The sequence below is a fragment of the Streptomyces incanus genome (assembly GCF_042656345.1).
Classification (GTDB): Bacteria; Actinomycetota; Actinomycetes; order Streptomycetales; family Streptomycetaceae; genus Streptomyces; species Streptomyces incanus.
The window spans coordinates 1-25,101 of the sequence record NZ_JBHSPC010000010.1 but is presented as its reverse complement, the minus strand read 5'-3'; the positions used below and the strand labels follow the sequence as shown (position 1 = coordinate 25,101).

The window sequence follows — 25,101 nt, the reverse complement described above, 5'->3', positions numbered from 1 at the left end:
GGCCGAAGGGCCGAAGGGGCGAAGGGCCGAAGGGGCGAAGGGCCGAAGGGTCGAAGGGTCGAAGGGGCGAAGAGTTGAGAGACCGGGAGCCGAGCCCGAGTTCCTGGGGCCCGGTCAGACGTCCGAGGGTTCCGCCGGCTCCTCGGGCTCGCCCGCCACGACCAGCCGCGGCAGGTGCTCGGAGATCTCGTCGCGGGCCTCGGCCGGCAACCCGGAGTCCGTCACCAGCGTGTCCACCTGGTCCAGGGACGCGAACGAACTCAGTCCCACCGTGCCCCACTTGGTGTGGTCGGCGACCACGACCACCCGCCGCGCCGACTGCACCAGACGCCGGTTCGTCTCGGCCTCGGCGAGGTTCGGCGTCGATAGCCCGGCCTCGATCGATATCCCGTGCACACCGAGGAACAGCAGATCGAAGTGGAGCACCGCGATCGCCTGGTCGGCCACCGGTCCCACCAGTGAGTCGGACGGCGTGCGCACACCGCCGGTCAGGACGACCGTGGCCGCGCCCTGCCGGGGGCCCGAGGTGCGCTGCGCCGCGTGGAAGACGTCCGCCACCCGCACCGAGTTGGTGACCACGGTGAGGTCGGGCACGTCGAGCAGCTGACCGGCCAGCGCGTACGTCGTCGTACCGCCCGAGAGGGCGATCGCCGCGCCCGGCGAGACCAGTTCGGCCGCCGCTCGCGCGATGTCGTCCTTCGCGCTCAGCTCCAGACCGGACTTGGCCTCGAAGCCGGGCTCATGGGTGCTGGCCTCGACCAGCGGGACCGCGCCGCCGTGCACCTTCTCCAGCATGCCCTGCCGGGCGAGGGCGTCGAGGTCGCGGCGGACCGTCATGTCCGACACGCCGAGCTTGCGGGTCAGTTCGTTGACCCGGACTCCGCCGCGGCGCCGGACCTCCTCGAGGATCAGGGCGCGCCGCTGCTCCGCGAGGAGGTTCTGATTCTCGCTCACGTACGCTCCGGTCCTTTCGCCGCCAAGCCGCCCGACACGCCCCGCGCACCCGGTCCGGCCGGCACGTTCCTCCCGCCGCCGGTGCGTCGGCGTCCCATCCTCGCATGCCGGGGCGAGGGCGGCGCATCCGGCGTTCGTCGCGTACATGCCATTTCTGTCCCGTGGGTTGCCCGTTCGGCACCCGGATCGGGGAGATTCCGTGAGGAGAGGTGTCAGCGGCTCCGGCAGGGGAAAACCTGTTGCCCGCACAGACGGATCCGACGGCGTGTCACGGGGGAAGTGCGAAGCAGTGGAACGTGCGCAGGAAGGCAGACCGGCCGAGCGGGCCGAGGGCATGGACGGCCCAGCCGAGCGGCCGAAGGACTCGGGAGCCGCCCTGGAACTCCTGGTCCACGGTGTGGGCGGCGCCACCCCGCAGGACATGCTGAACGATCCGCGCACCGTGCGGATCGCCGGCGACGACGTCGCCGCCATATTCCGGCGCGCCGACGACGTCCAGGCGGAGCGCCTGCCCGCCGGCCACCGGGACGGACCGGTCCCCGAGGCCTACGTCTGGTGCAACCTCACCTCCGGGAACGGCACCCGCGCCCTGTGGTTGCTGCTGCTGCCCTTCATGGTGGTCAACCTCGCCCACTGGATGCGCCCGGCGGCCCGGGGCCGCAGACGGCTCACCCGGCTGTACGGACTGCTGGTGCGGCTGGCCGGACTGAGCCTGACGGTGCTGCTCGTCGCGGCGGCGTGCGAGGTCGCCCTCGACCTGGCGGCCTGGCAGTGCGCGGGCACGCAGGCGTGCGCGGACCGGCACTCCTGGCTCGGCTTCCTCTCGCCCGGGGCGTCGGACGACGGCTGGTGGAGCGAGCCGGGCCGCCGGCTCGGCCTCGCCGCCCTGGTGCCCACCGCCCTGACCGGGCTGCTGTGGTACCTGTCCCTGCGCACCTGGAGCGCGTACGAGTCCCAGCAGCCGATGGCCCACGAGACCGAGACCGAACCCGAGGGCGGCGGCCCCACAGCCCTGGGCCGGCCCGGTTTCTGGTACGGCCGCCGCCTGGTCGCCCGGCTTCGTGCCGCGCACACCGCCGCCGGACTGCTCACCGTCGCCTTCGCGCTCGCCCCCGCGGCCGCCCGGTACGACCGCGCACCGGGCGGATCCGCGGCACTGGCCCTCCTCGGCCCACTCGTGCAAGCGGCCCTGATCGCCGCCGCGGCCGTCGTGGTGTGGGTGGTCTGCCGCCGCGGCCGCACCGACCGCCGTCTGGACGACGCCCTCGACGCACGTCTGCTGCGCCTGCTGCCCCTCACCGCGCTCCTCCTGCTCGCCCTCACCCTGGTGTACGCCGGATGGCGACGCCCCGGCTGGGAATCGACGGGCCGGCTGCCCGGCGACACGACCTTCGGCGCGATCGCCCTCGTCCAGGGCCTGCTCGTGACCGTCCTCGCCGGTGTCGCCCACGCCCTGCACCGCAGCGCCCCCGACCGGCGCGCCGCCATGCGGGGCCTGGCCGGACCGGCCGTCGCGATGCTGGCCTGCGCGCTGGGCGGCGTGATGTCCGGCGGGGTGACCCAGCGCGTCTCCGACTGGCTGGACGGCACCGGGGCGTCGATCCCCGGGCCGCCGGTGGTCCTGATCTGGCAGGCGGCCGTGATCCCGCCGCTGCTCGTCCTGATCCTCGGGCTCTGCGGCTGGCTGGCCCGGCGGGCCTGGCACATCGCCCGCGACGAGCGCGCCGCCGTGGCACGCGAGTTCCCGGGCGAAACCGGCGATCCCGTCCGCACCCGGCGGATCGCCAACGCCCGCGCCGTGGCCTCCCTCACCGACCGGGGACCCCGCGTCGTCGCCGTCGCCTCCGCCGCGACCCTGCTGCTGGGCGCAGGCGCCCTCGTCGGCTCGCTGGCCACCGACCGCACGCCGGGCGACGCCGCCCAGGGCACCTACGCCGTCGTCCACGGCGCCGCCGAGACGGCGCAGGCGCTGGGCTCCTGGCTGATCGGACTCGGTTTCATACTGTTCGTCACCTGGGGCCGACGCGCCTACAAGGACGCCTCCGCGCGGCGCACGATCGGCATTCTGTGGGACGTCGGCACCTTCTGGCCGCGGGCCGCCCACCCCTTCGCCCCGCCCTGCTACGCCGAACGCGCCGTGCCCGACCTGACCTGGCGGATCGAGACCTGGACGCGGGCCACCGGCGGACGCCTGGTGCTCTCCGGCCACTCCCAGGGCAGCGTCCTCGCCGCCGCGGCGGCCTGGCAGCTCACCCCGTCCACCCGGGGGCGCGTCGCCCTGCTCACCTACGGATCCCCGCTGGAACGGCTGTACGGCCGCTGGTTCCCCGCCCACTTCGGACCGGACGCGCTCGGCGCACTGCACCAGGACGTCGACTGCTGGCGCAACCTCCACCGCCGCACCGACCCCATCGGCGGCCCGGTGCGGCTGCCCGGCGACTGCGGCCCCGAGGTGGACCGTCCTCCGCTCAAGGACCCGCTGGCGTACGGCCGCACCGAGAGCCATCCACTGCCCGCGCCGATCCTCGGCCACTCCGACTACCAGGCGGACCCGGCCTTCGCCGAGGAACGCCGGCGGCTGCTCGCCCGGCTGCGGCCGGACGTCCCGGCACCGCGCTGCACGGGAGACCCCGACGACGGCGTCCGTACCGGCACGGAGGCGCCCACCGCGTGAAGGGCGAGTCGCGACGCGTGCGGTGCCGTCCGGGTCAGGGCAGCTCGGGCAGGTCGTCGGCGAAGAGCAGGGTCAGGTCGTCCGTGCTCGGCTCCGGCAACTGGGCGACCCGGCTCGCGTGCCGCTCCACCATCGCCTCGAACGTCTGCCGCGCCGTACGGCCATTGCCGAAGGCGGGGCCCCTGGGGATCTCCGCGAAGTACTTCAACAGGCCCTCCGAGGCACCCGGCGCCAGCCGGTACTCGTGCTCCTCCGCCTGCTGCTCCACGATCCGCAACAGCTCCCCGGCCCCGTAGTCACCGAAGGTGATGGTCCGTGAGAAACGGGACGCCACACCCGGGTTGACGGACAGGAACCGCTCCATCTCGGCCGTGTACCCCGCGACGATCACCACGACCGCGTCCCGGTGGTCCTCCATCAGCTTCACGAGCGTGTCGATGGCCTCCTTGCCGAAGTCACGCCCGGAGTCCTCGGGGGAGAGCGCGTACGCCTCGTCGATGAACAGCACGCCGCCGCGCGCCTTCTCGAACGCCTCCTGGGTACGGATCGCCGTCGAGCCGATGTGCTCGCCGACCAGATCGACGCGCGAGACCTCGACCAGATGCCCCTTCTCCAGCACGTCGAGGGAGGCGAGGATCTCGCCGTACAGCCGCGCGACCGTGGTCTTGCCGGTGCCCGGGGAACCCGTGAAGACGAGGTGACGCTTGACGGACGCGGCCTTCAGCCCCGCCTGCTGCCGGCGCCGGCCCACCTCGATCATGTCCGTGAGGGCCCGCACCTCCCGCTTGACGCTCTCCAGGCCCACCAGCGCGTCGAGTTCGCCGAGCACGGTCTTCGACGGGCGCAGTTCCCTCTCCGGCTCGGTCACCGACTCGGGCGGCGTCCGCTCGGCCGGCTGCCCGGGGACGGCGCCGAGCAGACCGGGGGAGTGGCTCGTGGTCTGCAGGGCCGGCTCCGGTGCCGCCGGTGACGCAAGGCTGCCGCTCTCGTCGCTGGCGCAGTCCTCCACCACCGGGCCCCCCGTGCCGGGGGCCGCGCCGCTCTCGGCGAACTCGTACCCACCGCGCGCGCAGCGTTCCGTGCGGCACTTCCGCAGCGTCGTCCGGCTGCCGTCTATCACGTGGAAGCCGTAGCCGCCGCTGCCCGTGACCCGGCAATTGAGAAAGCTGCCGCGACCGCCGGCCGAGACGTAGACACCGGCCTCGGCGGGGGAGTCGATGGTGCAGCGCTCCACGGTCGGGTCGGCGCCCTTGGTGACGATCACGCCGGTCTGCATCCCGTCCAGGGTGCAGTTGTTGAGGGTTCCGCCGCTGCCGTGGTCCCGGAACCAGGCGCCCGTGGCCGCCTCCCGGATCCGGCAGTCGTCGAGCTGGGCGGTGGCGCCGTCGCTCACCGACACGGCGGTGTTGCGCACCTGCGACAGGTCGCTGTCGACCACGTCCGCGCGCGAACCGCGGTCGAGGACGAACAGGGCGTCCGGCACGTCGTGCACCCGGCAGGAGTCCAGGACGACGGTGGCGCCGTCGCTCACCCACACCGCCGGATAGTCGCCGGTGCTGTCGAAGATCTCGCACTGGTTGGCGTCCACGCGGGTGCCCGGGTCCCACACCGACAGGCCGTTGCGGCCGAACTGCCGCACGCTGGTGCGGGTCATGGTGAGCACGGAGCGGGACCGCAGATCGACCGCGTTCTCCGGGATGTCGTGGATACGGCAGTCGGCCAGCGTCAGCACGGCGTCGGTGTCGAGCGTGACCCCGTCGCCGGTGATGCGGTGCACATCGCAGTCGGTGAGGTGCGCGGTCGCCCGGCCGGTCACCTGGACACCGCTGCCCCGCACCTCGTAGACCTCGCAGCCCACCGCCTCGAGCGCCGTGTTCTCCCCGGTCGCGGTCAGGCCCGAGCCCGCGGCATGGTGCACGCGGCAGCGCTCGAGGCGGGGACGGGCGCCCCCGCGCACCGTGACGCCCGCCTGCCCCGCGGCGACGACCTCGCACTCCTCGAACACTCCGCCCCCGCCGTCGAGCACGGCTATGCCGACCCCCGCCGGATTGTCGACCGTGCAGCGGCGGACCGTCGGCCGGGCGCTGCCGCGCACCTCGATGCCGGCCGCGGACCGGGTGACCACCCGTATGTCCCGCAGCTCCGGCGTGCCGTCCTCGACCAGCAGGGCGGGCGCCGCCGCGTCCTGCCCCTCCACATGCAGGTCCTGGACCACCGCCGAAGCGCGTACGGTCAGCGGAACTCCGTCCAGGGGCGCGATGCGCACCGAGCCGGGCGAGCCCTCGGGACCGCGCAGGGTCACCGCCCGCTCCACGACGAGATTCTCCCGGTAGGTACCCGGAGCGACGGTGAGGACGTCGCCTTCGGCCGCGGCCTCCAGGGCGGCGGCGAGCGACGCGTACTCACCTGTGCGGCGCCGCCACCGCGATGTGCCGGTGTGCGTCACCTGGACCGTGCCCTGTGCCATGGCGTAGCTGTGCCCCCACCTTGTTGTACGCGGGTTTGTCGTCGATTCCTTCGGCCGCTCCACCGTAGCGTGCGCACGGCTGCCGGATTGACCAGAGGCGGAAGGCGGTCAGCTTCCGGTGCCGGTCCTGCCCCAGTCGGGACCCGCTTTGTCCCATGCCCGGTCCAGGACGGCGTACCGGTGGCGGACCATGCGCCGGACCGTCAGCCGTCTTGCGCCCTCGGTCAGGGCCGCCGACAGCAGGGCCGCGCCGAAGCCGGCGAGCACGGCGTGCGTCGTCGCCGTCGTGGTGTCCAGCGGGCGGGCCGTTGTGCGGCCCTCGGCGTCGGTCCACAGGGGGAAGTGCCCGCCCGGCCGCGGGTCCTTCAGGCGTACCAGGACCGGGCGTTGGTGCCCGGTGCCGTCCGGGGCGGTCCAGCGGGCCATGACCCGGGTGCGCAGGGCCTGGCCGGAGATACCCTCCGGGTCAAGGTCCGGACGGGCGGGTTCGAGGACCCGTACCACCGTGGCCCGCACCTGGTGCCGCGCCTTGTGCTGTTCGCGCACGGAACGCTGAAGGGCGTCCTCGGTGGCGCCCCCGGCGAGGGCACCGACGAGCGGAGCGGCGACGAGAACGAACAGCAGCGTCACGAGCGCCAGCAGTCCCTCGGCCAGGTCGGTCGGGCGGTACAGCGGATTGTGCCGCCAGCGCCAGAGCCCGCTGATCACCCGCACCGGCCGCACCCCCTTCCCCCTCCATGACAACCCGCGGCGGAGCCGTTCACCCGAGGTTCCGCCGAAGAGAGAGGGACGTCACCCTCGAGGCCCTCTCCTCGACTTCTCAGAAAGGTCAACGGGCGGGCCCGGGACGCGGTTCCCGCGCCCGCTGAGGGAATCGGGCGGTGGCGGAGGAAAGCTGACACGGCGTCCACCGGGCGAGGAGGGGCACGCAACCCGCCGGGCGAGGGCCACGGCCGGGTCCGTCCGGCGGGCGGGCCCGCACCGCATTCGTCAGGCGAGGACCGTGACCGGATCGCCGACCCGGACCGTACCGGGCGCGAGGGGCACCAGGTTCTGCCCGAACACCAGCCTGCCGCCGAACCTGCGGTGCCTGCCGAGCGAATGCAGGGGTTCCCGGCCGCGCTCGGCGGTGCGCTGGTCGGTGGTCGTCACCACACACCGTCCGCTGGGCTTGGCGACACGGAAGGCGACCTCGCCGACCGTGATGCGCGACCAGGTGTCCTCGGCCCAGGCGGTGGTGCCCCCGACGACCAGGTTCGGCCGGAAGCGGTTCATGGGCAGGGGCCCTTCGTCCGCGTGGTCGCCCCCGGCGACCAGGGTGTTGAGGGCGTCGAGGGACGCGGTCGTGGTGAGTAGCAGGGGATAGCCGTCGGCGAGGCTGACCGTCTCGCCCGGTAGCGCGAACCCGGGATCGACCGGCCTGCGCGTGGCGGGGTCGTCCAGGTGCACCAGACGTACGCCGGCGCCGAGGAAGGCGCTGCACCAGGCGTGCACGGCGTCGTCCTCGGCCGGCACCACGTCGATCTTGTCGCGGAAGATCTCCACCCGCTCGGTGCGGCCGCCCAGCGCGGGCACGGGCACGGTCACCGGGTCCCTGCCGGGCGCGGACAGCCGTAGACCGCCGCCGGGCAACAGCTCGGCAGCGGCCAGTGCGAGGCGTGGATGACCGCGTTGTGTGACGACCCTTCCCCCGTCGTCGGTCAGCATCCAGCGCCGGTCTCCGGTCGGTCCCCAGGGCTCCACGACGACCTCCCGGAGAGGCAGGCTCCGGAAGGCCTTGACCGGATGTACGTGAATCGAGTGCAGCAGCGCGTTCCCCATGGAGTCATCGTGCCAGTCGGCGACGACGGCTTTGGGGGTCGGCGGCCCGCGGGACGGCTCAGGGCCCGGGGCTCACTGCCTGGAACGGCTCAGTACCCGGTGAGTGCCGGGTACTGCTCAGTACCCGCGGTACTGCTGGTTGTTGTACGGGTCCTGGTACGGAGCCGGCGTCGGGCGCGGTGCCGCGGGACGCATGGCCTCGTAGCCCGCACCGGGAGCGGCCGGACGCGGCTGCTGAGGCTGGGGCCCGGGGTAACCGCGCGGCGTGGTGGCCTGCTGCGGAATGTACGGCGCGTGCGCCTGCTGGAGCGGGGCCGGCTGCTGCGCCTGCGGATAACCGTAGGCGGGCTGGGAGGGGGCCGCCGGGAGCGCGGGCAACGCCGAGGGAAGCGCGGGCAGATGACTGCCCGGCGCGTCGTAGACGAAGGGGACCCGGATCGGGGCGATCTGCGGGGTGCCCCGCTCGGCCACGAGGGAGTCGTAGATCGGGGTGTCCGGGAAGGAGGCGGAGTAGTAGCCGCCGCCATAAGTGGAGCGGGGGGAGGTCATGGCCATAAGTTAAGCCCACGATGTGCTGGTTGGGGAGACCGATAAGAGGGTTGTTTTCCGTGTCCGACGTGCCCTGGGATAGCTAATTCGGGCGAAGTTGGATGAAACGGCTGTACGTCCTGATGGACATCTGGTAAAAGCCGAGTTCCGGCGGGGGTGCCCGGGGCGATCGGCCGCTGTGCGCATGCCCCGTGGGAGTTCCCGCGCGCGGGTATTAGGTTGTGCGGACAGAGCACGACGCATGCCGGGTATCGCCTGGCGAGGTGACACGTGATGGGGGCGGACATGTCAATGTCGAAGGGATCGAACACGCCGGTGCCGACCACGGCACTCCGGGTGGAACTGGGGTGGCGCACCGGCCCCGGAGTACCCGACGCGGACGCCTCCGCGCTCCTGCTGGTCGGCGGCAAGGTCCGCTCCGACGCCGACTTCGTCTTCTACAACCAGCCCGCCCATTCCTCCGGAGCCGTCCGGCACGAGGGAAAGCGGAACGCCGGCGGGCAGGTCACCGACACCGTCCTCGTCGACCTCGCGCGCGTGGAGCCCGGCATCGAGACGGTGATCCTCGCGGCCTCCTCCGACGACGGCACCTTCGGTCGGATCCCGGGCCTGTACATCGAGGTCAAGGACGCCGCGCAGGGCACCGTCGCGGCCCGGTTCGACAGCACGGGCGCGACCAGCGAGAGCGCCTTCGTGCTCGGCGAGTTCTACCGCCGCCAGGGCGCCTGGAAGTTCCGCGCCGTCGGACAGGGCTACAGCAGCGGACTCGAGGGACTGGCCACCGACTACGGCATCACCGTGGACGAGCCGCAGCACGCCGCTCCCGCCTCCCCGGCGGCGGCTCCACCGGCCCCGGCACCCCCGGTCACCACGCCGCCGCCCCCGGCGGCCCGGCCGGCCACCCCGCCCCCGTCGGCCGCGCCTCCCGCCGCGTCGCCGGTCCGGCTCACCAAGGTGACGCTCACCAAGACCGCTCCCTCCGTCTCGCTGACCAAGCAGGGCGGAACCTCGGGCGCCCTCCGGGTGAACCTCAACTGGCAGGTGCGCAAACAGTTCTCCGGCTGGGCGGGCAAGCTGGGCCGCCCGGTCGCCATGCACTCCGACCTCGACCTCGACCTGTGCGCCCTGTTCGAACTCAACGACGGCAGCAAGGGAGTCGTCCAGGCCCTCGGGAACGCGTACGGGTCACTGCAGCGGCCCCCCTTCATCCACCTCGACGGCGACGACCGCACCGGCGCCGTGGACTCCGGCGAGAACCTCACCGTCAGCCTCGACCACAAGCAGTACTTCCGCCGCATCCTCGTCTTCGTCACCATCTACGAGGGCGCCCGCTCCTTCGCCGACCTGCACGCCACGGTCACCCTCCAGCCGCAGCACGGCGCCCCGATCGACTTCTCGCTCGACGAGTGCACCGTTCCCTCGACGGTGTGCGCCCTCGCTCTCATCACCAACACCGGCGGCGACCTCGTCGTCCAGCGCGAGGCCCGCTACCTGGTGCCCGACCGGGGCGTCAGCCCGCAGCGCACCGTCGACCGCGCCTACGGCTGGGGCATGAACTGGACCCCCGGCCGCAAGTGATCCCCGGTCACGAGCGGCTCCGGCGGCACGTGATCCCCGCTCGCCGTGACGCCTGACGGGCCGCCGGTTCAGCCCTCGTCCGGCACGGCGCCCGGACGCGTGTAGGTGCGGCCCTTCCAGGCCGCCCCCCGCCCCCGGTAGTGCTGCACCGCCGAGTCGACCGTCATCAGGAGGTACAGGAACGCGGTGAACGGCAGCAGGGGAGCGAGCCACAGCGGCTGCCGGTAGTAGCGCAGCATCGGGACGTACGTCCCGGTCATCACCAGCCAGGCCGCCGCACCGGCGGCCACGGCCGGCGTACTTCCCGCCGCCAGTCCCGCGACCACCGCCACCGGCGGCACCAGGTACACCAGCGCCAGTCCCGCGACCGTACCCGCCAGCAGCACCGGGCTGTGCCGCAGCTGCGCGTACGCGCTGCGCGACACCATGCGCCACAGGTCGGCCGGCCGCGGGTACGGGCGCACGCTGTCCACCCGGTCCGCCAGCCCCAGCCAGACCCGCCCGCCGCAGGCCTTGACCGCCCGCGCGAGCGCCACGTCGTCGATGACGGCCTGCCGGATGGCGTCCGGGATCCGCGCCCGCTCGGCCGCCTCCGCGCGCAGCAGCACACAGCCCCCGGCCGCCGCGGCCGTCCGCGATCCGTCCCGCCCGATCCGGCGGAACGGATACAACTGCGCGAAGAAGTACACGAACGCCGGTACGACCATCCGCTCCCAGCCGCTCTCCACGCGCAGCCGCGCCATCTGCGAGACGACGTCGAACCCGCCGGTGCGGGCCGCCGAGACCAGCCGGCGCAGGCTGTCGGGCGCGTGCGCGATGTCGGCGTCCGTGAGCAGCAGATACTCGGGCGCACGCGCGCGTGCCAGGCCGATGCCGTGCCGCACAGCCCAGAGCTTGCCGGTCCAGCCGGCCGGCGGCTCACCGGGCGAACCCACGGTCAGCGGCAGTCCGCCGTACCGGTCCGCCAGCTCACGCGCGAGCCGCCCGGTGCCGTCCGTGCTGCCGTCGTCGACGAGGAAGACCTCCGCCCGCCCGGGATAGTCCTGGGCGAGCAGCGACGGCAGACTCACCGGCAGCACCGCCGCCTCGTCCCGCGCGGGAACGACCACGCACACCGACGGCCACGGCTCCGGCTCCCGCCGGGGCGGAAGCCGGACGTCCGTACGCCAGAAGAAGCCCTGGCCGAGCAGCAGCCACAGCCAGGCGGCGAGGGATGCGACGGCGGTCCACGCAAGGGGGCTCACATGTGCATTCTGCCCCGGACGAGTGGCCGGACACGGCCCATCGTCTATCGTGACCGGGTGAAGATCGCGCTCATGGACTCCGGAATCGGCCTGCTGGCGGCCACCGCAGAGGTACGGCGCCTCCGCCCCGACGCCGATCTCGTCCTCTCCCTCGACCCCGACGGCATGCCCTGGGGACCCAGGACCCCACAGGACCTCACCGCCCGTGCCCTCGCCGTCGCCGAGGCGGCCGCCGCGTGCCGGCCCGACGCCCTGATCGTCGGCTGCAACACCGCGACCGTGCACGCGCTCACCGCCCTGCGTGCCCGCTTCGAACCGGCCCTGCCCGTCGTCGGCACCGTCCCGGCGATCAAGCCGGCGGCGGCCGGCGGCGGACCGCTGGCGATCTGGGCGACCCCGGCCACGACCGGCAGCCCGTACCAGCGGAACCTGATCCAGGACTTCGCCGGCGGCGTCGACGTCACCGAGGTGCCGTGCTGGGGGCTCGCGGAGGCCGTGGAACGCGCGGACGAGAGCGCGATCGCCGCCGCCGTCGACGCCGCCGCCGAACTCACCCCGGACGATGTAACGACCGTTGTCCTGGGCTGCACCCATTACGAACTGGTCGCCGAGCGCATCCGGGCCGCCGTGCAGCGCTCCGGCCTGCCGCCGCTCGTCCTGCACGGTTCCGCCGGAGCGGTCGCCGCCCAGGCCATGCGCCGCCTCGGTGAGCAGCCCGCCCCCGGAGCCCCGGCGACCGGCACCCTCACCGTGCTGCTGAGCGGACGCGGGGGCGCGCTGCCCCTGCCCGCCCTCACCTACGCGGAAGGCCGGCTCCTCCAGGAGGTCGCCCCCGCGGGGTGAGCCCCCTGCCACCCGACAGCTTGGCCCTCCGCACGCCCGGTCGGCGCAGTGACGCCGGGCGCCGTGGTACCCGCGGAGCGAAACGTGGGTAATCTCAACGGCATGAGGGACTACCCCCGCGGCGCCCCCGCCCCGTACCCCTACGTCTGGACCGGTCGCGCGACCAACCGGATGCAGTGGCTGCTGGCGCTGATCGGTGCCGCCTGCTTGGCGCTCGGCATCGTGCTGGCCGTCAACTCGGCCTGGTCGAGCGGCGTCGCGCCGCTGGCCATGGCCGTCGTCGGGTGCATCGCCGCCGGGCTGCTGGTCCTGTTCGGCACTCTCGCCTTCGTGCACGTCGCGCTGCGTGTCGACGGGGACCACCTGGAAGTGCGCTGCGGCCACATAGGGGTGCCGCGCCGCCGCATCCCGCTGTCGCACGTCGCCGGAGCAGAGTTCGTCCCGCACGTCACCCCGCGGCACTGGGGCGGCTGGGGCTACCGCTGGAGGCCCGAAAAGGGCACCGCGGTCGTCGTGCGCCGGGGCGAGGGCATCGCCCTGAGCCTGTGGGACGGACACACCTTCACGATCACCGTGGACGACGCGGAGGCGGCGGTGACCGTCATCCGCAGCCGTCTTCACCCGCACCGGCCGGACCCGGTAGGCTGAGCCGCCGCACCGGGGCCGGGTCACGGTGTGCGCAGGGTCCCGCGTGCGGGAGTGTCCGTCGGCCGCTCCGGCGCACCGGAGGTGAGCGGACGGGCCGTCGCGAGTCCCGCGAGCAGGCCCGCCCCCACCGAAACCGCGGTGAAGCTCAGCGCGTTGCCCACCGCGGCGACCGCCGCGACGGCCGTCAGCGCCGCACCCGCCGAGAGCACCACGGGCGTGGCCCGCGGACTGCGCCACAGCGCGCACAGCACCCAGCCGAAGGCCAACGCCAGCAGTGCCACCCCGACGACCCCCTGTTCGGCCGCCAGTTGGAACGGGGCGGAGTGGGGCCTGCCGTCGGACAGTACGGTCCGGCCGGCCGCGGTGCTCAACTCTCCGAAGCGCCCCGGTCCCACTCCCAGGCCCGCGTCGTGACGCACCATCCCGAGAGCGTCGCGCCACAGTTCCACACGGTACGGGGTCAGTCGGCCCTCCAGCGCGTCGGTGAGCCCGGCCGGTACGGTGTTCCCGGCGACCGCCCAGGTCAGCCCCGTCACCCCGGCGACGGCCGCTGCCAGCGCGGCAACGGCCGGCCCACGGCGCCGCACCCGGCCGGCGGCGAGGGAACACAGCAGTACGCCGGCCCCGGCGACACACCCGGCGGCCGGCCCCAGGGCGGCCGCGGTCACCACGATCCCGGCGGCCGGCAGACGCAGCGCGAACCGCAGCGCCGGTGACGAGGTCGCCCGGGCCGCGCAGCAGGCGGCACCGGCCGACAGAGCAAGCACGGCGGCGAGCGCCCCGGCGTGCCCCAGGGGTGTCGTGATCTGCGGCTCCGGTGCCAGCCGCGGCACGGCCACCGCCAGGCCGAGGCCGGCCAGGGCCCCGGCGCAGGGTGCGGCCACCGGCAGGAGCGCCCCGCCGATCCGGCCCGCGGCATATCCCGCGGCCACGGCCAGTACCGCGAGCAGCACCCCCTCGGGCCGGCCGTCCCCGGCCGCCGCCGTGATCAGCGACCAGGCCGCGCACGCCCCGAGCACCACGAGGCCCGCCGTGTCCAGACCGCTCCGTCTTTCGCCGTCCGCATCCGGACCGGCGGAAACCATCCCCGTGGAACCCACCCCGCACCCCGCACCGCGTCGCCCCCGACTGTGACGGACCTCGGCCGCCGACACCGCGACGGGTCGGCACGGCAGAGGCGCCGGCACACGGTAACGGCTGGTGGGCGGTTTGGGGATGTGCAGGAACGTGTTGTGACGAGCCGCGCTCGGTGACACCGCCTCCGCCTGCGGCCCGCCCGTACGGCCCGCCCCTGCGAGGCCGGTCGCCCGCGCGGTCGGCACGGTCGGTGCCCGGGTCGGTCGCCGTAGACTCGCGGGGTGACCGTCACCGCAACCTCCGTCGGCGAGTCGGATCCGATGCCCCCACAGGCCGCGCCCAACGCGTGGCGCCGGTGGCTCGTACGCCTCGTTCCGGCCGCAGCGGCAGCACTCTCCGGGCTGCTCCTCTACGTCAGCTTCCCGCCGCGCACTCTGTGGTGGCTGGCGCTGCCCGCCTTCGCCGTCTTCGGCCTGCTGTTGCGCGGGCGGAGCTGGAAGGCGGGGCTCGGCCTCGGCTATCTCTTCGGGCTGGGCTTCCTGCTGCCGCTGCTGGTGTGGACCGGTGTGGAGGTCGGTCCCGGTCCGTGGATCGCCCTCGCCGTGATCGAGGCGGTCTTCGTCGCGCTGGTCGGCGCGGGTGTCGCCGCGGTCTCGAAGCTGCCCGGGTGGCCGGTGTGGGCCGCCGCGCTCTGGACCGCGGGGGAGGCGGCCCGCGCGCGCGTGCCGTTCAGCGGTTTCCCCTGGGGCAAGATCGCGTTCGGACAGGCGGACGGCGTGTTCCTGCCGCTTGCCGCGCTGGGCGGCACCCCCGTGCTCGGCTTCGCGGTCGTCCTGTGCGGCTTCGGCCTGTACGAGATCGCGCGCGTGTCCCTGGACGCCCGCCGTACCGGGACCGTGCGGCGCGGCGCGGCGGCCGTCGGCGCGCTGAGCGTGGCGCTGCCCCTCGTGGCCGCGGTCGCCGCCCGGCCACTGGTGAGCGACACGGCCGAGGAGGGCACGACGACCGTCGCGGTCGTCCAGGGCAACGTGCCGCGTCTGGGACTCGACTTCAACTCCCAGCGGCGTGCCGTCCTCGACTACCACGCGCGCGAGACGGAGCGTTTGGCCGCCGCCGTCGACGCGGGCAGGGCCGAGCGGCCCGACATCGTGTTGTGGCCGGAGAACTCCTCCGACATCGACCCCTTCGCCAACGCCGACGCGCGTGCCGTCATCGACCGCGCGGTCCGGGCGATCGGGGCCCCGGTCTCGGTCGGGGCCGTGGTGGGCAAGGGCGGCAAACTGCTCAACGAGCAGGTCCTCTGGGACCCGGTGAAGGGCCCCGTCGACACCTACGACAAGCGGCAGATCCAGCCCTTCGGCGAGTACCTTCCGCTGCGCCCCCTGGTCGGGGCGATCAACGGCGAGTGGACGTCGATGGTCCGCCAGGACTTCAGCCGGGGCACCGAACCCGGTGTGTTCAGCATGGCCGGCACCGGGGTGGGACTGGTCACCTGCTACGAGGCGGCCTTCGACTGGGCGGTGCGCGACACGGTCACCGACGGCGCCCAGCTGATCTCCGTACCCAGCAACAACGCGACCTTCGGCCGCAGCGAGATGACCTACCAGCAGCTCGCCATGTCCAGGGTCCGCGCCGTCGAGCACAGCCGCACCGTCACTGTCCCGGTGACCAGCGGGGTCAGCGCGATCATCATGCCGGACGGGAGGGTCAGCCAGAAGACCGGCATGTTCGTCGCCGACTCCCTGGTGCAGGAGGTGCCGTTGCGCTCCTCCCGGACCCCTGCCACCCGCCTCGGCGTCCTCCCCGAGAGCGCCCTCGTCCTGGTCGCCGCGGGCGGCCTGGGATGGGCCGTCGGCGCCGGTGTGCGCGGGCGGACGCGCCGGTGACGCGAGGGCGTACGGAGGGGGCACACCCCCTGAAGCGCCGTGGAGCGGCCCGACCTGCCCGTTAGGGTCGGGGCATGGCTACTCCTGATTTCATCAGCACCCTGCGCGCCTCCGCCGGTCACCAGTTGCTCTGGCTTCCCGGGATCACCGCCCTCGTCTTCGACGACGAGGGCAGAGTGCTGCTGAACCGCCGGTCCGACACCCGCAAGTGGTCGGTGCTCGGCGGCATCCCCGACCCGGGGGAGCAGCCCGCGGCCTGCGCGGTGCGCGAGGTCGAGGAGGAGACCGCGGTGCGCTGCGTCGTCGAACGGGTTGTGCTGGTCCAGGCGCTGAACCCGGTGACGTACGGCAACGGCGACATCTGCCAGTACATGGACATCACTTTCCGCTGCCGTGCTGTCGGCGGCGAGGCCCGGGTCAACGACGACGAATCACTGGACGTCGCCTGGTTCGCCGTGGATGCGCTGCCGGAGTTGAACGAGTTCGGGCGCTTCCGCATCAAGCAAGCCATGGCTGACACACCCACATGGTTCGACCCCACTACTTCTGGCTGAACTGTGGGGCGCAACCACATGGGGCGGGGTAGGGGCACTGCCTAGAGTCGGGACATGACCGCGCCCCACGCCTCTCCTCCGACCGATGGCCGAGGAGGTCCTTGACCATCGACCGGACACCGCCGTAGATCTCCTCGTAGTGGCCGCCGCTGGTCGGGGCTGAGCCTCATCCAACGGTCCATCGTGTGGTGCAGCGACGCCAGCATGCGCAGCGCGAACGGGTGTCTTGTGTCCGCAGAGGCCGTGTGCGGATGGATCCGTGTGGCGATTGAGCGGGCTGTCCGCGGAAGCCGTGTTCGCGACGTCTGCTGCCGGCCGTGTTGCATTCCGGCAGTGTCGTCGTGATGCAGATCACTCCGTAGGGTGCGGTGGTCGCTTCTTTGATCGACGCGCGATGCCCCGCATAGGTTGGCCTGGTGAGGGGTGGATTGCGGGAACGGTGGAGGGGCCAGCCGCGGTGGGTGCGGGGTGTGCTCGCGGTGTACTTGATCGGCTTCCTTGAAGGGGCTGGTGCCCATTTCCTTGATCTGGCCGGCGGCGGGATCCACGTCTATTCGTCCTTTGCCCCGGTGCCGTTGCAGGTGTTCTTCGTCAGCCTGGCGGTCTTGGACCCGTTGGTCGTCGTGCTGGTGGGACTCATGCGTCCAGCAGGAATCCGGTTGGGCTGCGGTGTGATGGTCCTGGACGTCACTGCGAACTGGATCGTCAACTGGCCGTGGTTGCAGGAGAATCTGGCATGGCTGCTGCGCCCGGTCGGGCTGTTGCCCATCACGCTCTTCGGCCTGTTCGTCGTCGCCTCCTCGGTTCCCTTGCTTCGGGCCGTGGAGAGAGCGACAGAGCGTCTCAGCTGCACGACCCGATGACAGTGGTGCGTGAGCTGGGGAGGCGGGCGACCCGGTTCGAGGCGCCAGCGGCTCCGCGGAGCCGGACGATCTCCTCATACTGGGCGGCGGGCCGGGCCAGGGCCTGGGTGCGGAAGTCCGTGAGCTCGCCGACCGTCTGTTCCGATCGAAGCAGCCGCTCCTTGAGTCTCGTGGTCTCTGCCTTGAGCCGGGTGATCTGGGCTTCGCGGGGATCGGGGATCTCGCCGGTCTCGCGCAGGGTGTTCAGATGTCGTTCGAACTTGACGCGGAGGTGAGCGTAGGGGCGGGTTCCGTAGAACGCGGTGCGATCGACTGTGGCTTCGCTGGCGAGGGTTTTGATGTCGCACTTGCCGCCGGGTGGGATCTCGCCTCGCAGTAGGCGGTCCATGGCGGCACGGATGCGGTTCTCGTTCTCTGTCCGCTGAGCTGCGGAGATCCTCATGCTGAAGCCTCCTAGCCCTCGATGGCGATGGCGGAGTCGATCCCGGCGATGACTCGCAGAGCCCGGTCGTGGTCGGCCTGGAGCCGGGTGCGTTCGGTCTTGCGGGTGGTGCCGAGTTGGCCGAGGAAGATCTTTGTTCTGTCGGCGTGCTCGGCCCAGACGGACCGGTGACCGGAGTGGTGGGTGGCCTGGGGACAGCGGGCGGAGCCACACATCCCGATCAGCGGACGGTCCACGGTGGGGGTGCCCGCGAGTTTGAGGCAGAGCGCCCGGGAAGGGCCGGTGAACCAGCAGTAATTCGCCGGTCCGAGGTGCAGGACCTTGGCGCGTTTGGTCAGGAGGTTGAGGACGTCGCGGTCGTTGCGCTGGGTCTTTGGGGCCGCAGCCGAGGCCGCATCGAGCTGGGCGTCGATGCCGGCGAAGAACTCGGTGAGGCTGCGGGCGCCGGGACCGGCGGGCAGAACGCCCTCCTGGTAGTTTCGGAACTCCTCGAGTACCAGATGGAGATCGCGCTCGCTCTCGTGCTGGTTGACCTCGGCCAACAGCTCGGCCTGGGCCCCGCCAGGGCGCGAGGCACAGCCTTCCGTTGTGGCCACGGCGATGTGTTTCATGTAGATCTTGGTGGCCAGGACGCCGCCGGGCCGGTATGCCATTTCCAGGGATAAAGTGCGCCGCAGCATCCGCAAGTTGGCTGGTCCATCGGGGATCGACGCCAGGCCAAGTCGTCGGCTGGCCTCGGAGTTGGCCCAGTTCTTGAACCACTTGAAGCGAACGTTGAAGGAGAACCTGCCGATCAGCAGGGCTTCTTGTGCCGGGGTGTCGTGCAGTTGCTCGAGGAGTTCGATCGCTCGATAGACCGGCTCGATGACGACCCACTCGTCGTCGGTGCCGCCCAGCGGCTGCCTTTTGACGATCTTGCTTGCGATCCGGTAGCGGAGCAGGCCCGGGACGGACTCTTCGGGAGGTCGTCGGCAGCCGATACGCAATTCCATCGTCTTTCCACAGCCTCCAGGCCCGCGGCGTCAGCCACTTCATATCCGACATCCGCCGGGGCCAGTTCCGGGACCTCAGCCATCGAGTCGTCCCGTGTACGGACCGAACGCAGACGCACCGGGCTCACCGCGACGTAGCCGCGTGCCGTCGCCCAGTCGTAGAGCATCCGCAGGGCCGCGAGTTCCCGCCTCCACTTCGCACCGCCGATCGACGCATCGTTGGCCTCTGCACGAAGCCGCCAGTCCTCCCAGGGTCTGTTCCAGGTTCGGATCATTGGTTTCGGGAATTCGCCGCTGCCGGCGGCCTGGGCCTGGTAGTTGTCGAGGGTGGCGCGTGGTGATCTCTCGGATGCCGAGTGGGAGTTGGTCGAGCCGTCCTTGCCGGTGGGCGAGCGTGGCCCGGTCGGCCGCCCGCGCACCCGGCCCGGCGCGGTCGCCGCGGACAAGGCGTACTCCTCCCGCGCGAACCGCGCCTGCCTGCGGCGACGCCGCATCCGCAGTGTCATCCCGGAGAAGGCCGACCAGGCTGCCAACCGCAAGAAGAAGGGTTCTCGCGGCGGCCGTCCGGTCGATCACGATCCGGGCCTGTGCAGGGACCGCAACCCCGTCGAACGCTGCATCAACAAGATCAAGGAGTGGCGGGGCCTGGCCACCCGCTACGACAAGACTGCTACCGGCTACCTCGCCGGACTCCACCTGCGCGGCGCCGTCATCTGGATCCGCAGCCTTCAACCAGCACCGTAATCACGACTCCGTACACGCCCTAGCGGATGGGGCATTCCTGTGCTCGGCGTCCCCATCCTGAATGGCAATCAACACCCGGTCGGCGGTCCGCAGTACGGAGCCGGAGCGCCGACCCGCCGTGTCCGGACAACCGGAGCCGTACCCCTTCTGACTTCGTCGGTGCCTCCCGTGATGGGCGGCGCCCGCGCTGGCTGGGATACCAGGACTCGAACCTGAACTAACGGAACCAGAAACCGTCGGGCTGCCAATTACCCCATATCCCATTTGCCCCGAAGGCCGCGGGAGCCCGGCCACCCGGGGGCATGCCTTACCCGCGTATCGCAACGCAGTACGGCCCTTTGATTAATCTAGGCGTTCTCTCCGTGATGCTCAGTGATATGCCGGGCGTGTCGATCAGAATTTTGGGGAGGGGGCTTGTCGATGCCGCAGAGCGACCACATGGCTCACCAGCCTGCCTCGTCGCAGCTCAGTGCTCCACCCGGTAAGTAAGGCAAGTCCGCTGCTTGACCAATGGTGCCGAAGGTGCTGCAGAAGCGCCCGCCGCCCGCACCAGACAGTGCCGGTGCGCCGCCCGCGCCGTCGTCCTCCACCTCCACCAGCAGCCCATCCTGCCGCGCCACCCACGGCTTGCCAGTCGTAGGGGCCGATCGAGGGGTTTCCTCCCCAGGAGTAGCTCGTCCGATTGCGGGCCGGGCGTCGTCAACTTAGCTTCAACATGTCGGATTTATTCCGATAAAGCCAATATCATTCCTTGTGTTGGCTTTCCATGGCATCGAACGGAGCATTCATGTCGGTGATGACCGGTACCCAACCCCTCCAGCAGCACGGCTCGCAGTTCGGGGGCCCGCAGATGGGCGGCCCGCAGATGGGCGGCTCGCAGCAGATCGCCCAGATGGTCCAGCAGACCATCCAGCAGGCGTGTCAGCAGACGGCCCAGCAGGTCGCGCAGCAGGTGCAGCAGACGTTCCAGCAGATCCAGCAGATCCAGCAGCAGCTGCAGCAGCGGCCGGAGCTGGCCCAGCAGGCGCACCCGTACATGGCCCTCATGCTGCACCGCACGCTGGCCGGGGCCGTCCGTCACGCCGTGGAGCAGTCCGTGCAGCAGGCGCTGCCGAACGCGATCGTGATGCTGCTCCAGCAGGGCCAGCAGGGCCAGCAGGGCATGCAGGGTATTCAGGCCCAGCAGGGTCAGCAGCCGTGGGGCGGCGGGCACGGTCCGCAGTCGTTCGGCCAGCCGGTCCCGCAGTACCAGCAGCCCGGCTTCGGGTTCGGGCAGATGGGTGGTCAGCCCTTCGGTATCGGCTGACGTCCAGCGGCGCGCGATGCGGTGTGCCCAGGAGCGGTTCTTGGGCACACCGCATCACCGTGGAAGCGCGAGCCGCCTGGGACGGGATCAGGAGCACAAGGACGACGTTGGCGTGGTGAAGGTGGACGTAATGGTCAAGGGAAGGCCCGGAAACAACCGTGAGAGCGGGTCCGGGGGCGCGGGGACCGGCGGACCGGCACCCGAGGGCAAAGAAGAGGCGCCACGCGCCAAAGGCGCGCCGTCACCGATCGAGGTGCGGTCACGCAGGTTGCGGTACATGGTGACACTACTACCGCAGCAACTGCTCCCATCGGGAGCTCCCGAACTGGGCATGGACGCGGTGTGCGACCGGCTGGACCGGATGCCCGAGGTCACGGTGGTCCGCAGACTCCGGCCGTCGGAGAAGCTCCAGTCGGCGGGACTGCCCCCCTCCTGCCCGGAGATCGCGGTCGTCGAGGCGGCCGAGGCCCAGGTACCGGCGGTGCGGTCGCTGCACGTGCACATCGAACCGGATCTGCCACTGTCCGGAACCGTACCCGCTGCCACGCAGACCGCGGGCATGCTGTCGCTGCGCGATCCGGGGCTGGTCATGCCCCTTGAACAACCCGTGAAGATCGCGCTGCGTGTCTGCGGCCCGGACGAGGAACCGCTGGCCGGCGCCGGGGTGTTCCTGATCGGGGCGACCTGGCCGAGTCAGGGCATCACCGGGGCCGACGGGACGGTCACCGTCACCCTGGCGACGGAGACCGAACAGTCCGTCCAGTCCCTGTACGTACGTCCCACGGGCGGATACGCGGACCGCTGGATCCCTCGCCCCGACCTGTCGGGGACGCAGGAGAACCTCGTCACCCTCACCCCGCTGTCCAAGGTGTACCCGGAACTGGAGCGGCGGCAGCAGTACGGCTGGGGCCAGCAGGCCATGCGGCTCGACCGGCTGCCTCCCACGTTCCGCGCCTTCGGCATCAGGGTCGGCATGATCGGTTCGGGCGTCAGCGCCGAGCACCCCGATCTGAAGCAACGCGTGAGCTCCGGGGTCGGCATCGTCCACGGCACGGACGAGGGCTGGGCGCACGACACAGTGGGCAGCGGTACCCATGCGGCGGGCATCATCGCCGGGGCCGACACCGGCAAGGGCGTCATCGGGATCGCCGTCGACGCCGAGATCGAGGTCTGCCAGGTCATGCCCGACGGGCACTTCAGCGACCTGATCGCGGCCCTGGACCACTGCATCGAGCGCGAGGTCGACATCGCCCACATCGCGGTGACGACGCCCTACACCTCGGCGCTGGTCTCCCGCAAACTCGCCGACGCCAACGCGGCGGGCATCGCCTGTGTCGCCCCGGCGGGCGACACCGGTGGACCGGTCACTTTCCCGGGCGCGCTGCCCACCGTGTTCGCCGTCGGCGCACTGGGCGTCTTCGGCTCCTACCCGCAGGACTCCTCCCAAGCCACCCATACAGGGCCGCAGTTGACACCGGAAGGGCTGTTCGCGGCACCGTTCAGCTGCTACGGCCCCGGAGTCGATGTGGTCGCCCCTGGCGTGGCGGTTCTGTCGTGCGCCGCGCAGGGCGGCTACACCGCCCTCGACAGCACCGGCACGGCCTCGGCTCACGTCGCCGGTCTCGCCGCGCTCGTGCTCGCTCACCACGATGACTTCCACGGCCAGTTGCTGCCCCGCGGACCCGGTCGGGTGCAGCACCTGTTCGAGATCATCGCCGCCAGCTGCCGCCAGTTGGCCGCCCCGGCAACTCTGGAGGCGGCTCGCGTCGGACGCGGCCTGCCCGACGCTCTCGTCGCCCTCGGCCTGGCCCCCGGAGTGCAGCTCGCTCCGGCCCTGTCGCCCATCGCACCCTCCATGACCGGGTAGGTCCTCTACCCGCGGCCTGCACGCCGAACGGCACCCGCCCTCGCTTCTGGGCGGGTGCCGTTCGGCGTGCAGGCCGGGCGGAATCGAAGCTGGGTATTCCCGGGCCAGGGCTTCCAGAGCGGGATTTCGCTCGACGAGGGCGGGTCGTTGGGATGCTGAGCGGCGCTTGCGGGACGTACGACCGCACTTATCGGTGGGGTCCTCTCCTACAAGGAATGCGGCGCGGCGGTGGCACTCGACCCGCTCCTGTAGGCGGCGCCTGCCCAGGGGCTGTGACCACTCCTGCGGCCTCCGCGACGCCGCCACGAGGCCGGACTCCTGCAGCCCGCCATGGTCGGGGCCGGCGTGCCGTCCGGTCGGGTCCCTGGTCGGGGCGGCCGGGCGCGCCTTCAGCGGCGGAGAGGCTGCTCACACACCAGTGCCCTCACCGGCCTTATCCCGGCCCAGGACACCGCTCCGTGACGGCAATCGAGGCCGGTAGACGCGAGCGCACCACAGCCGTCGTCCACCGCGCCGACCCCGAGCTCTCGCACCTGGTACTGCCCGGCTGGATGCACGGGCAGATCACCGTGCCCATCCCCACCGACGAGTTGACAGCCGCCACCGGCCTGGGACGCGACGAACTGCCCGGGACCGAGCTGACCGTCACCGCGAACCTGGCCGCCGGCACGAACACCGACGTCGACCCCGGCGTGGTCCGACTGCCCGGACAACGCCGCTTACAGGCAGCCTGGCCCCCCAAACCCTGCTGGTCACCGACCCGCTAGCGGGGTCATGACGGGCCCGTTGCGTTTCGTACGACGAGAGGATCACCCCTCATGGCTCTGCCTCCGCTCAGCCCCGAACAGCGCCGCGCCGCGCTCGACAAGGCCGCCGCCGCACGCAAGGAGCGAGCCGAGGTCAAGGAGGCCCTCAAGCACGGCAAGCTGTCGCTGCGCGAGGTGCTGGCCGGCGAATCCGAGGCCATCCGCAAGATGTCAGTCCGCGCCCTGCTCGAATCGCTCCCCGACATCGGCAAGGTGCGGGCCCAGAAGCTCCTCTCCGAGATGGAGATCTCCGACAGCCGCCGCGTACGCGGCCTGGGCATCCAGCAGCGGGAACGGCTGCTCGCGCGGTTCTCGCCCACGCACTGACCGTTCGCACCGGTCCTCACTCGTTACGCGGGGCCGCCCGTGCCTGCCGCGGTCTCGCACGCGAAGCCTCGGTGGCGGGCCGTGGCCTGCTCATAGGGCACGTGCGTGGGACAGGTCTCGATCGCCGCGACCTGGACGCCCGAGGCATACGTGAGGACCAGGCGCTCGGCGGCGGCCTGAACACAGGCCCGGGCCGCGGGCCCACCACGCCCCGACCCGCCATCAGACAGTCACGCACCCAACAACGTGACAACGCCGCACAGGATCAGGTCGTCCCAGTTGCCGCAGCGTCAGTCCAGGGGTCTGAACCGCCCCGGGGCAATGGTGCCGGAGCCGACTGCGACTCGGCCGGTCTCCTCGTGACCAGGTCGGTTGACCTTGCTGGGCTCGGGGATCAGCAGGTCGCCGATCTCGCAGCCGAGGACGACGCAGATGACGCCCAGGTCCTCCAGCTTGAGCGAGACCGGCTGGCCCGACCACAGCCCGGACATCTTCCCGGCCGAGATCACCAGGCCGTGCTCCGCGAGGTTCCGCTGAAGCTCGGACGCCTTCCAGATGCCCTTGTTTGCGGCGGTCAGCCGCAGGTTCCACCTCATCGGACCAGTCCTTCCAGCCGCTTCGCGGCCCGTTCCATCCCGGCAACCCAGGCGTCCTCGACCCGGGTCTGCTGCACGTGTAATGGTGGAGTCGGGTATTGGAACTGTCTGAATGCCTCTGCCTTCGGTTTACTCCGTATGGTCAAGGACGCACTGCGGCCCCTATCTCAGATCCATGCGAGGGTCGATGGTCCAGTGGTTGGTTCGTAGGACTCGACCGGCGAAGGTAACGTCTTGCTCGCCGAGGGACCTGAAACCGAGGGACCGGCAGATACCGTTTGACGGGGCGTTCGTTGTTGCCGGAAATGCATGTATGAGCCCCCACCGACCATCGTCGCGGGCCAGATCAAGCAGCGTGCGGACGCCCTGCTTGCCAAGTCCCCGCCCCTGGAACTCTGGCAGTACCATCCAGCCGATCTCGGAAATGCGCTCGGCGTCGTTGTCGTGAGACCACAAGGTCACGGTTCCCGCGACCGCGGTCGGTTCGGCTTTATCGGGCACGATCATCTTGATCCAGTCCGTGCCCGCCGCCGCCCCTTGAACATCACGTTGGACCTTCGCCTCCATGCCTTCGCGGGGCAAAGGGCCGCCGAGATCGCCCATCATGGCCGGGTCGCATCGCATCCGAACATAGGCGTCAACGTCGCCGGGCTCAACATCACGTAGCAGCATCTGTGTTACTCCTTCTGTCTACTGGCCTCCTGCTTTCCCATGATCGTTTCGAGAGGGATCTGTTGGAGGCAAAACGTCATGGCTGGCGGCGGCTGATCTCGGCTGCGTAGGCGCCCCAGTCTCCGGCAGGGCGGTTGCAAGTTCCGGGGTCGTGCGGCTGGTCGGGTTGTGACCGGTTGGGGCGCATAGCA

At 71.6% G+C, this 25,101-nt stretch carries 22 protein-coding genes, 1 tRNA gene and 1 pseudogene; 12 read left to right on the top strand and 12 right to left on the bottom strand.

The features are described from left to right. Positions 1-114 precede the first annotated feature (114 nt). Entirely contained in the window at positions 115-954 is an 840-nt protein-coding gene (locus tag ACFP2V_RS02700) for a DeoR/GlpR family DNA-binding transcription regulator (protein WP_381204775.1), read from the bottom strand. Positions 955-1,288: 334 nt separating this feature from the next. Between ACFP2V_RS02700 and ACFP2V_RS02695 the strand changes: the two genes are divergently transcribed. Beyond that, positions 1,289-3,628, top strand: coding sequence for a hypothetical protein (locus ACFP2V_RS02695; protein WP_381204820.1), 2,340 nt, complete (start codon positions 1,289-1,291; stop codon positions 3,626-3,628). Between the two features lie 34 nt (positions 3,629-3,662). On the opposite strand, the gene ACFP2V_RS02690 is transcribed toward ACFP2V_RS02695, so the two are convergent. The 4 genes from ACFP2V_RS02690 to ACFP2V_RS02675 form a co-directional block, all read right to left on the bottom strand. Continuing rightward, the gene (locus ACFP2V_RS02690) at positions 3,663-6,095 is read right to left on the bottom strand and encodes a right-handed parallel beta-helix repeat-containing protein (RefSeq protein WP_381204773.1); all 2,433 of its coding nucleotides are present in this window, start codon (positions 6,093-6,095) and stop codon (positions 3,663-3,665) included. 108 nt (positions 6,096-6,203) lie between these two features. Beyond that, positions 6,204-6,809, bottom strand: coding sequence for an Rv1733c family protein (locus ACFP2V_RS02685; RefSeq protein ID WP_381204771.1), 606 nt, complete (start codon positions 6,807-6,809; stop codon positions 6,204-6,206). Between the two features lie 276 nt (positions 6,810-7,085). Continuing rightward, on the bottom strand, positions 7,086-7,916 hold the full coding sequence (locus tag ACFP2V_RS02680; protein WP_381204769.1) for an MOSC domain-containing protein: 831 nt from the start codon (positions 7,914-7,916) through the stop codon (positions 7,086-7,088). Positions 7,917-8,033: 117 nt separating this feature from the next. Continuing rightward, positions 8,034-8,465 (bottom strand): DUF6643 family protein, encoded by a 432-nt coding sequence (locus tag ACFP2V_RS02675; RefSeq protein ID WP_381204767.1) that lies wholly within the window; start codon positions 8,463-8,465, stop codon positions 8,034-8,036. A gap of 291 nt (positions 8,466-8,756) precedes the next feature. Between ACFP2V_RS02675 and ACFP2V_RS02670 the strand changes: the two genes are divergently transcribed. After that, complete coding sequence (locus ACFP2V_RS02670) at positions 8,757-10,043, top strand: TerD family protein (protein ID WP_381204765.1); 1,287 nt, start codon at positions 8,757-8,759, stop codon at positions 10,041-10,043. Positions 10,044-10,111: 68 nt separating this feature from the next. Here ACFP2V_RS02670 and ACFP2V_RS02665 read toward each other — a convergent pair whose 3' ends face one another. Continuing rightward, complete coding sequence (locus tag ACFP2V_RS02665; protein ID WP_381204763.1) at positions 10,112-11,287, bottom strand: glycosyltransferase; 1,176 nt, start codon at positions 11,285-11,287, stop codon at positions 10,112-10,114. 57 nt (positions 11,288-11,344) lie between these two features. Between ACFP2V_RS02665 and ACFP2V_RS02660 the strand changes: the two genes are divergently transcribed. Both ACFP2V_RS02660 and ACFP2V_RS02655 read left to right on the top strand, forming a co-directional pair. Further along, on the top strand, positions 11,345-12,130 hold the full coding sequence (locus ACFP2V_RS02660) for a glutamate racemase (RefSeq protein WP_381204761.1): 786 nt from the start codon (positions 11,345-11,347) through the stop codon (positions 12,128-12,130). Between the two features lie 102 nt (positions 12,131-12,232). Further along, positions 12,233-12,778 carry a YdbT family protein gene (locus ACFP2V_RS02655; RefSeq protein WP_381204759.1) on the top strand — a complete coding sequence of 182 codons (546 nt, stop codon included), beginning with the start codon at positions 12,233-12,235 and terminating at the stop codon, positions 12,776-12,778. A 20-nt stretch (positions 12,779-12,798) separates the two neighbouring features. Here the strand turns inward: ACFP2V_RS02655 and ACFP2V_RS02650 are convergent, their stop codons facing one another. Further along, positions 12,799-13,863 (bottom strand): O-antigen ligase family protein, encoded by a 1,065-nt coding sequence (locus tag ACFP2V_RS02650; protein ID WP_381204756.1) that lies wholly within the window; start codon positions 13,861-13,863, stop codon positions 12,799-12,801. Between the two features lie 273 nt (positions 13,864-14,136). On the opposite strand from ACFP2V_RS02650, the gene lnt reads away from it, so the two are divergent. The 3 genes from lnt (at position 14,137) to ACFP2V_RS02635 (ending at position 17,158) form a co-directional block, all read left to right on the top strand. After that, complete coding sequence (gene lnt / locus ACFP2V_RS02645) at positions 14,137-15,741, top strand: apolipoprotein N-acyltransferase (RefSeq protein WP_381204754.1); 1,605 nt, start codon at positions 14,137-14,139, stop codon at positions 15,739-15,741. A gap of 74 nt (positions 15,742-15,815) precedes the next feature. Beyond that, entirely contained in the window at positions 15,816-16,295 is a 480-nt protein-coding gene (locus tag ACFP2V_RS02640) for an NUDIX hydrolase (RefSeq protein WP_381204752.1), read from the top strand. Positions 16,296-16,765: 470 nt separating this feature from the next. Further along, a complete protein-coding gene (locus ACFP2V_RS02635) occupies positions 16,766-17,158 on the top strand; it encodes a hypothetical protein (RefSeq protein WP_381204750.1) in 393 nt (130 codons plus the stop codon). Here ACFP2V_RS02635 and ACFP2V_RS02630 read toward each other — a convergent pair. Both ACFP2V_RS02630 and ACFP2V_RS02625 read right to left on the bottom strand, forming a co-directional pair. Further along, entirely contained in the window at positions 17,139-17,600 is a 462-nt protein-coding gene (locus tag ACFP2V_RS02630) for a hypothetical protein (RefSeq protein ID WP_381204748.1), read from the bottom strand. The genes ACFP2V_RS02635 and ACFP2V_RS02630 overlap by 20 nt on opposite strands. An 11-nt stretch (positions 17,601-17,611) precedes the next feature. After that, on the bottom strand, positions 17,612-18,592 hold the full coding sequence (locus tag ACFP2V_RS02625; RefSeq protein ID WP_381204746.1) for a hypothetical protein: 981 nt from the start codon (positions 18,590-18,592) through the stop codon (positions 17,612-17,614). A 393-nt stretch (positions 18,593-18,985) separates the two neighbouring features. On the opposite strand from ACFP2V_RS02625, the pseudogene ACFP2V_RS02620 reads away from it, so the two are divergent. After that, positions 18,986-19,336: pseudogene (locus ACFP2V_RS02620) on the top strand (transposase); the annotation flags it as partial. A gap of 188 nt (positions 19,337-19,524) precedes the next feature. Here ACFP2V_RS02620 and ACFP2V_RS02615 read toward each other — a convergent pair. After that, a tRNA-Gln gene (locus ACFP2V_RS02615) sits at positions 19,525-19,599 on the bottom strand. Between the two features lie 533 nt (positions 19,600-20,132). Between ACFP2V_RS02615 and ACFP2V_RS02610 the strand changes: the two genes are divergently transcribed. The 4 genes from ACFP2V_RS02610 to mihF all read left to right on the top strand — a co-directional run bounded on the left by ACFP2V_RS02610 (position 20,133) and on the right by mihF (position 23,642). Continuing rightward, the gene (locus ACFP2V_RS02610) at positions 20,133-20,642 is read left to right on the top strand and encodes a hypothetical protein (RefSeq protein WP_381204744.1); all 510 of its coding nucleotides are present in this window, start codon (positions 20,133-20,135) and stop codon (positions 20,640-20,642) included. A 277-nt stretch (positions 20,643-20,919) separates the two neighbouring features. Beyond that, on the top strand, positions 20,920-22,509 hold the full coding sequence (locus tag ACFP2V_RS02605) for a S8 family serine peptidase (RefSeq protein ID WP_381204742.1): 1,590 nt from the start codon (positions 20,920-20,922) through the stop codon (positions 22,507-22,509). A 458-nt stretch (positions 22,510-22,967) separates the two neighbouring features. Further along, the gene (locus ACFP2V_RS02600; protein ID WP_381204740.1) at positions 22,968-23,276 is read left to right on the top strand and encodes a hypothetical protein; all 309 of its coding nucleotides are present in this window, start codon (positions 22,968-22,970) and stop codon (positions 23,274-23,276) included. Positions 23,277-23,327: 51 nt separating this feature from the next. Beyond that, complete coding sequence (gene mihF, locus ACFP2V_RS02595) at positions 23,328-23,642, top strand: integration host factor, actinobacterial type (RefSeq protein ID WP_381204738.1); 315 nt, start codon at positions 23,328-23,330, stop codon at positions 23,640-23,642. A 290-nt stretch (positions 23,643-23,932) separates the two neighbouring features. On the opposite strand, the gene ACFP2V_RS02590 is transcribed toward mihF, so the two are convergent. Further along, positions 23,933-24,238, bottom strand: coding sequence for a helix-turn-helix domain-containing protein (locus ACFP2V_RS02590; RefSeq protein ID WP_381204736.1), 306 nt, complete (start codon positions 24,236-24,238; stop codon positions 23,933-23,935). A gap of 162 nt (positions 24,239-24,400) precedes the next feature. After that, positions 24,401-24,910, bottom strand: coding sequence for a GNAT family N-acetyltransferase (locus tag ACFP2V_RS02585; protein WP_381204734.1), 510 nt, complete (start codon positions 24,908-24,910; stop codon positions 24,401-24,403). Positions 24,911-25,101 lie beyond the last annotated feature (191 nt).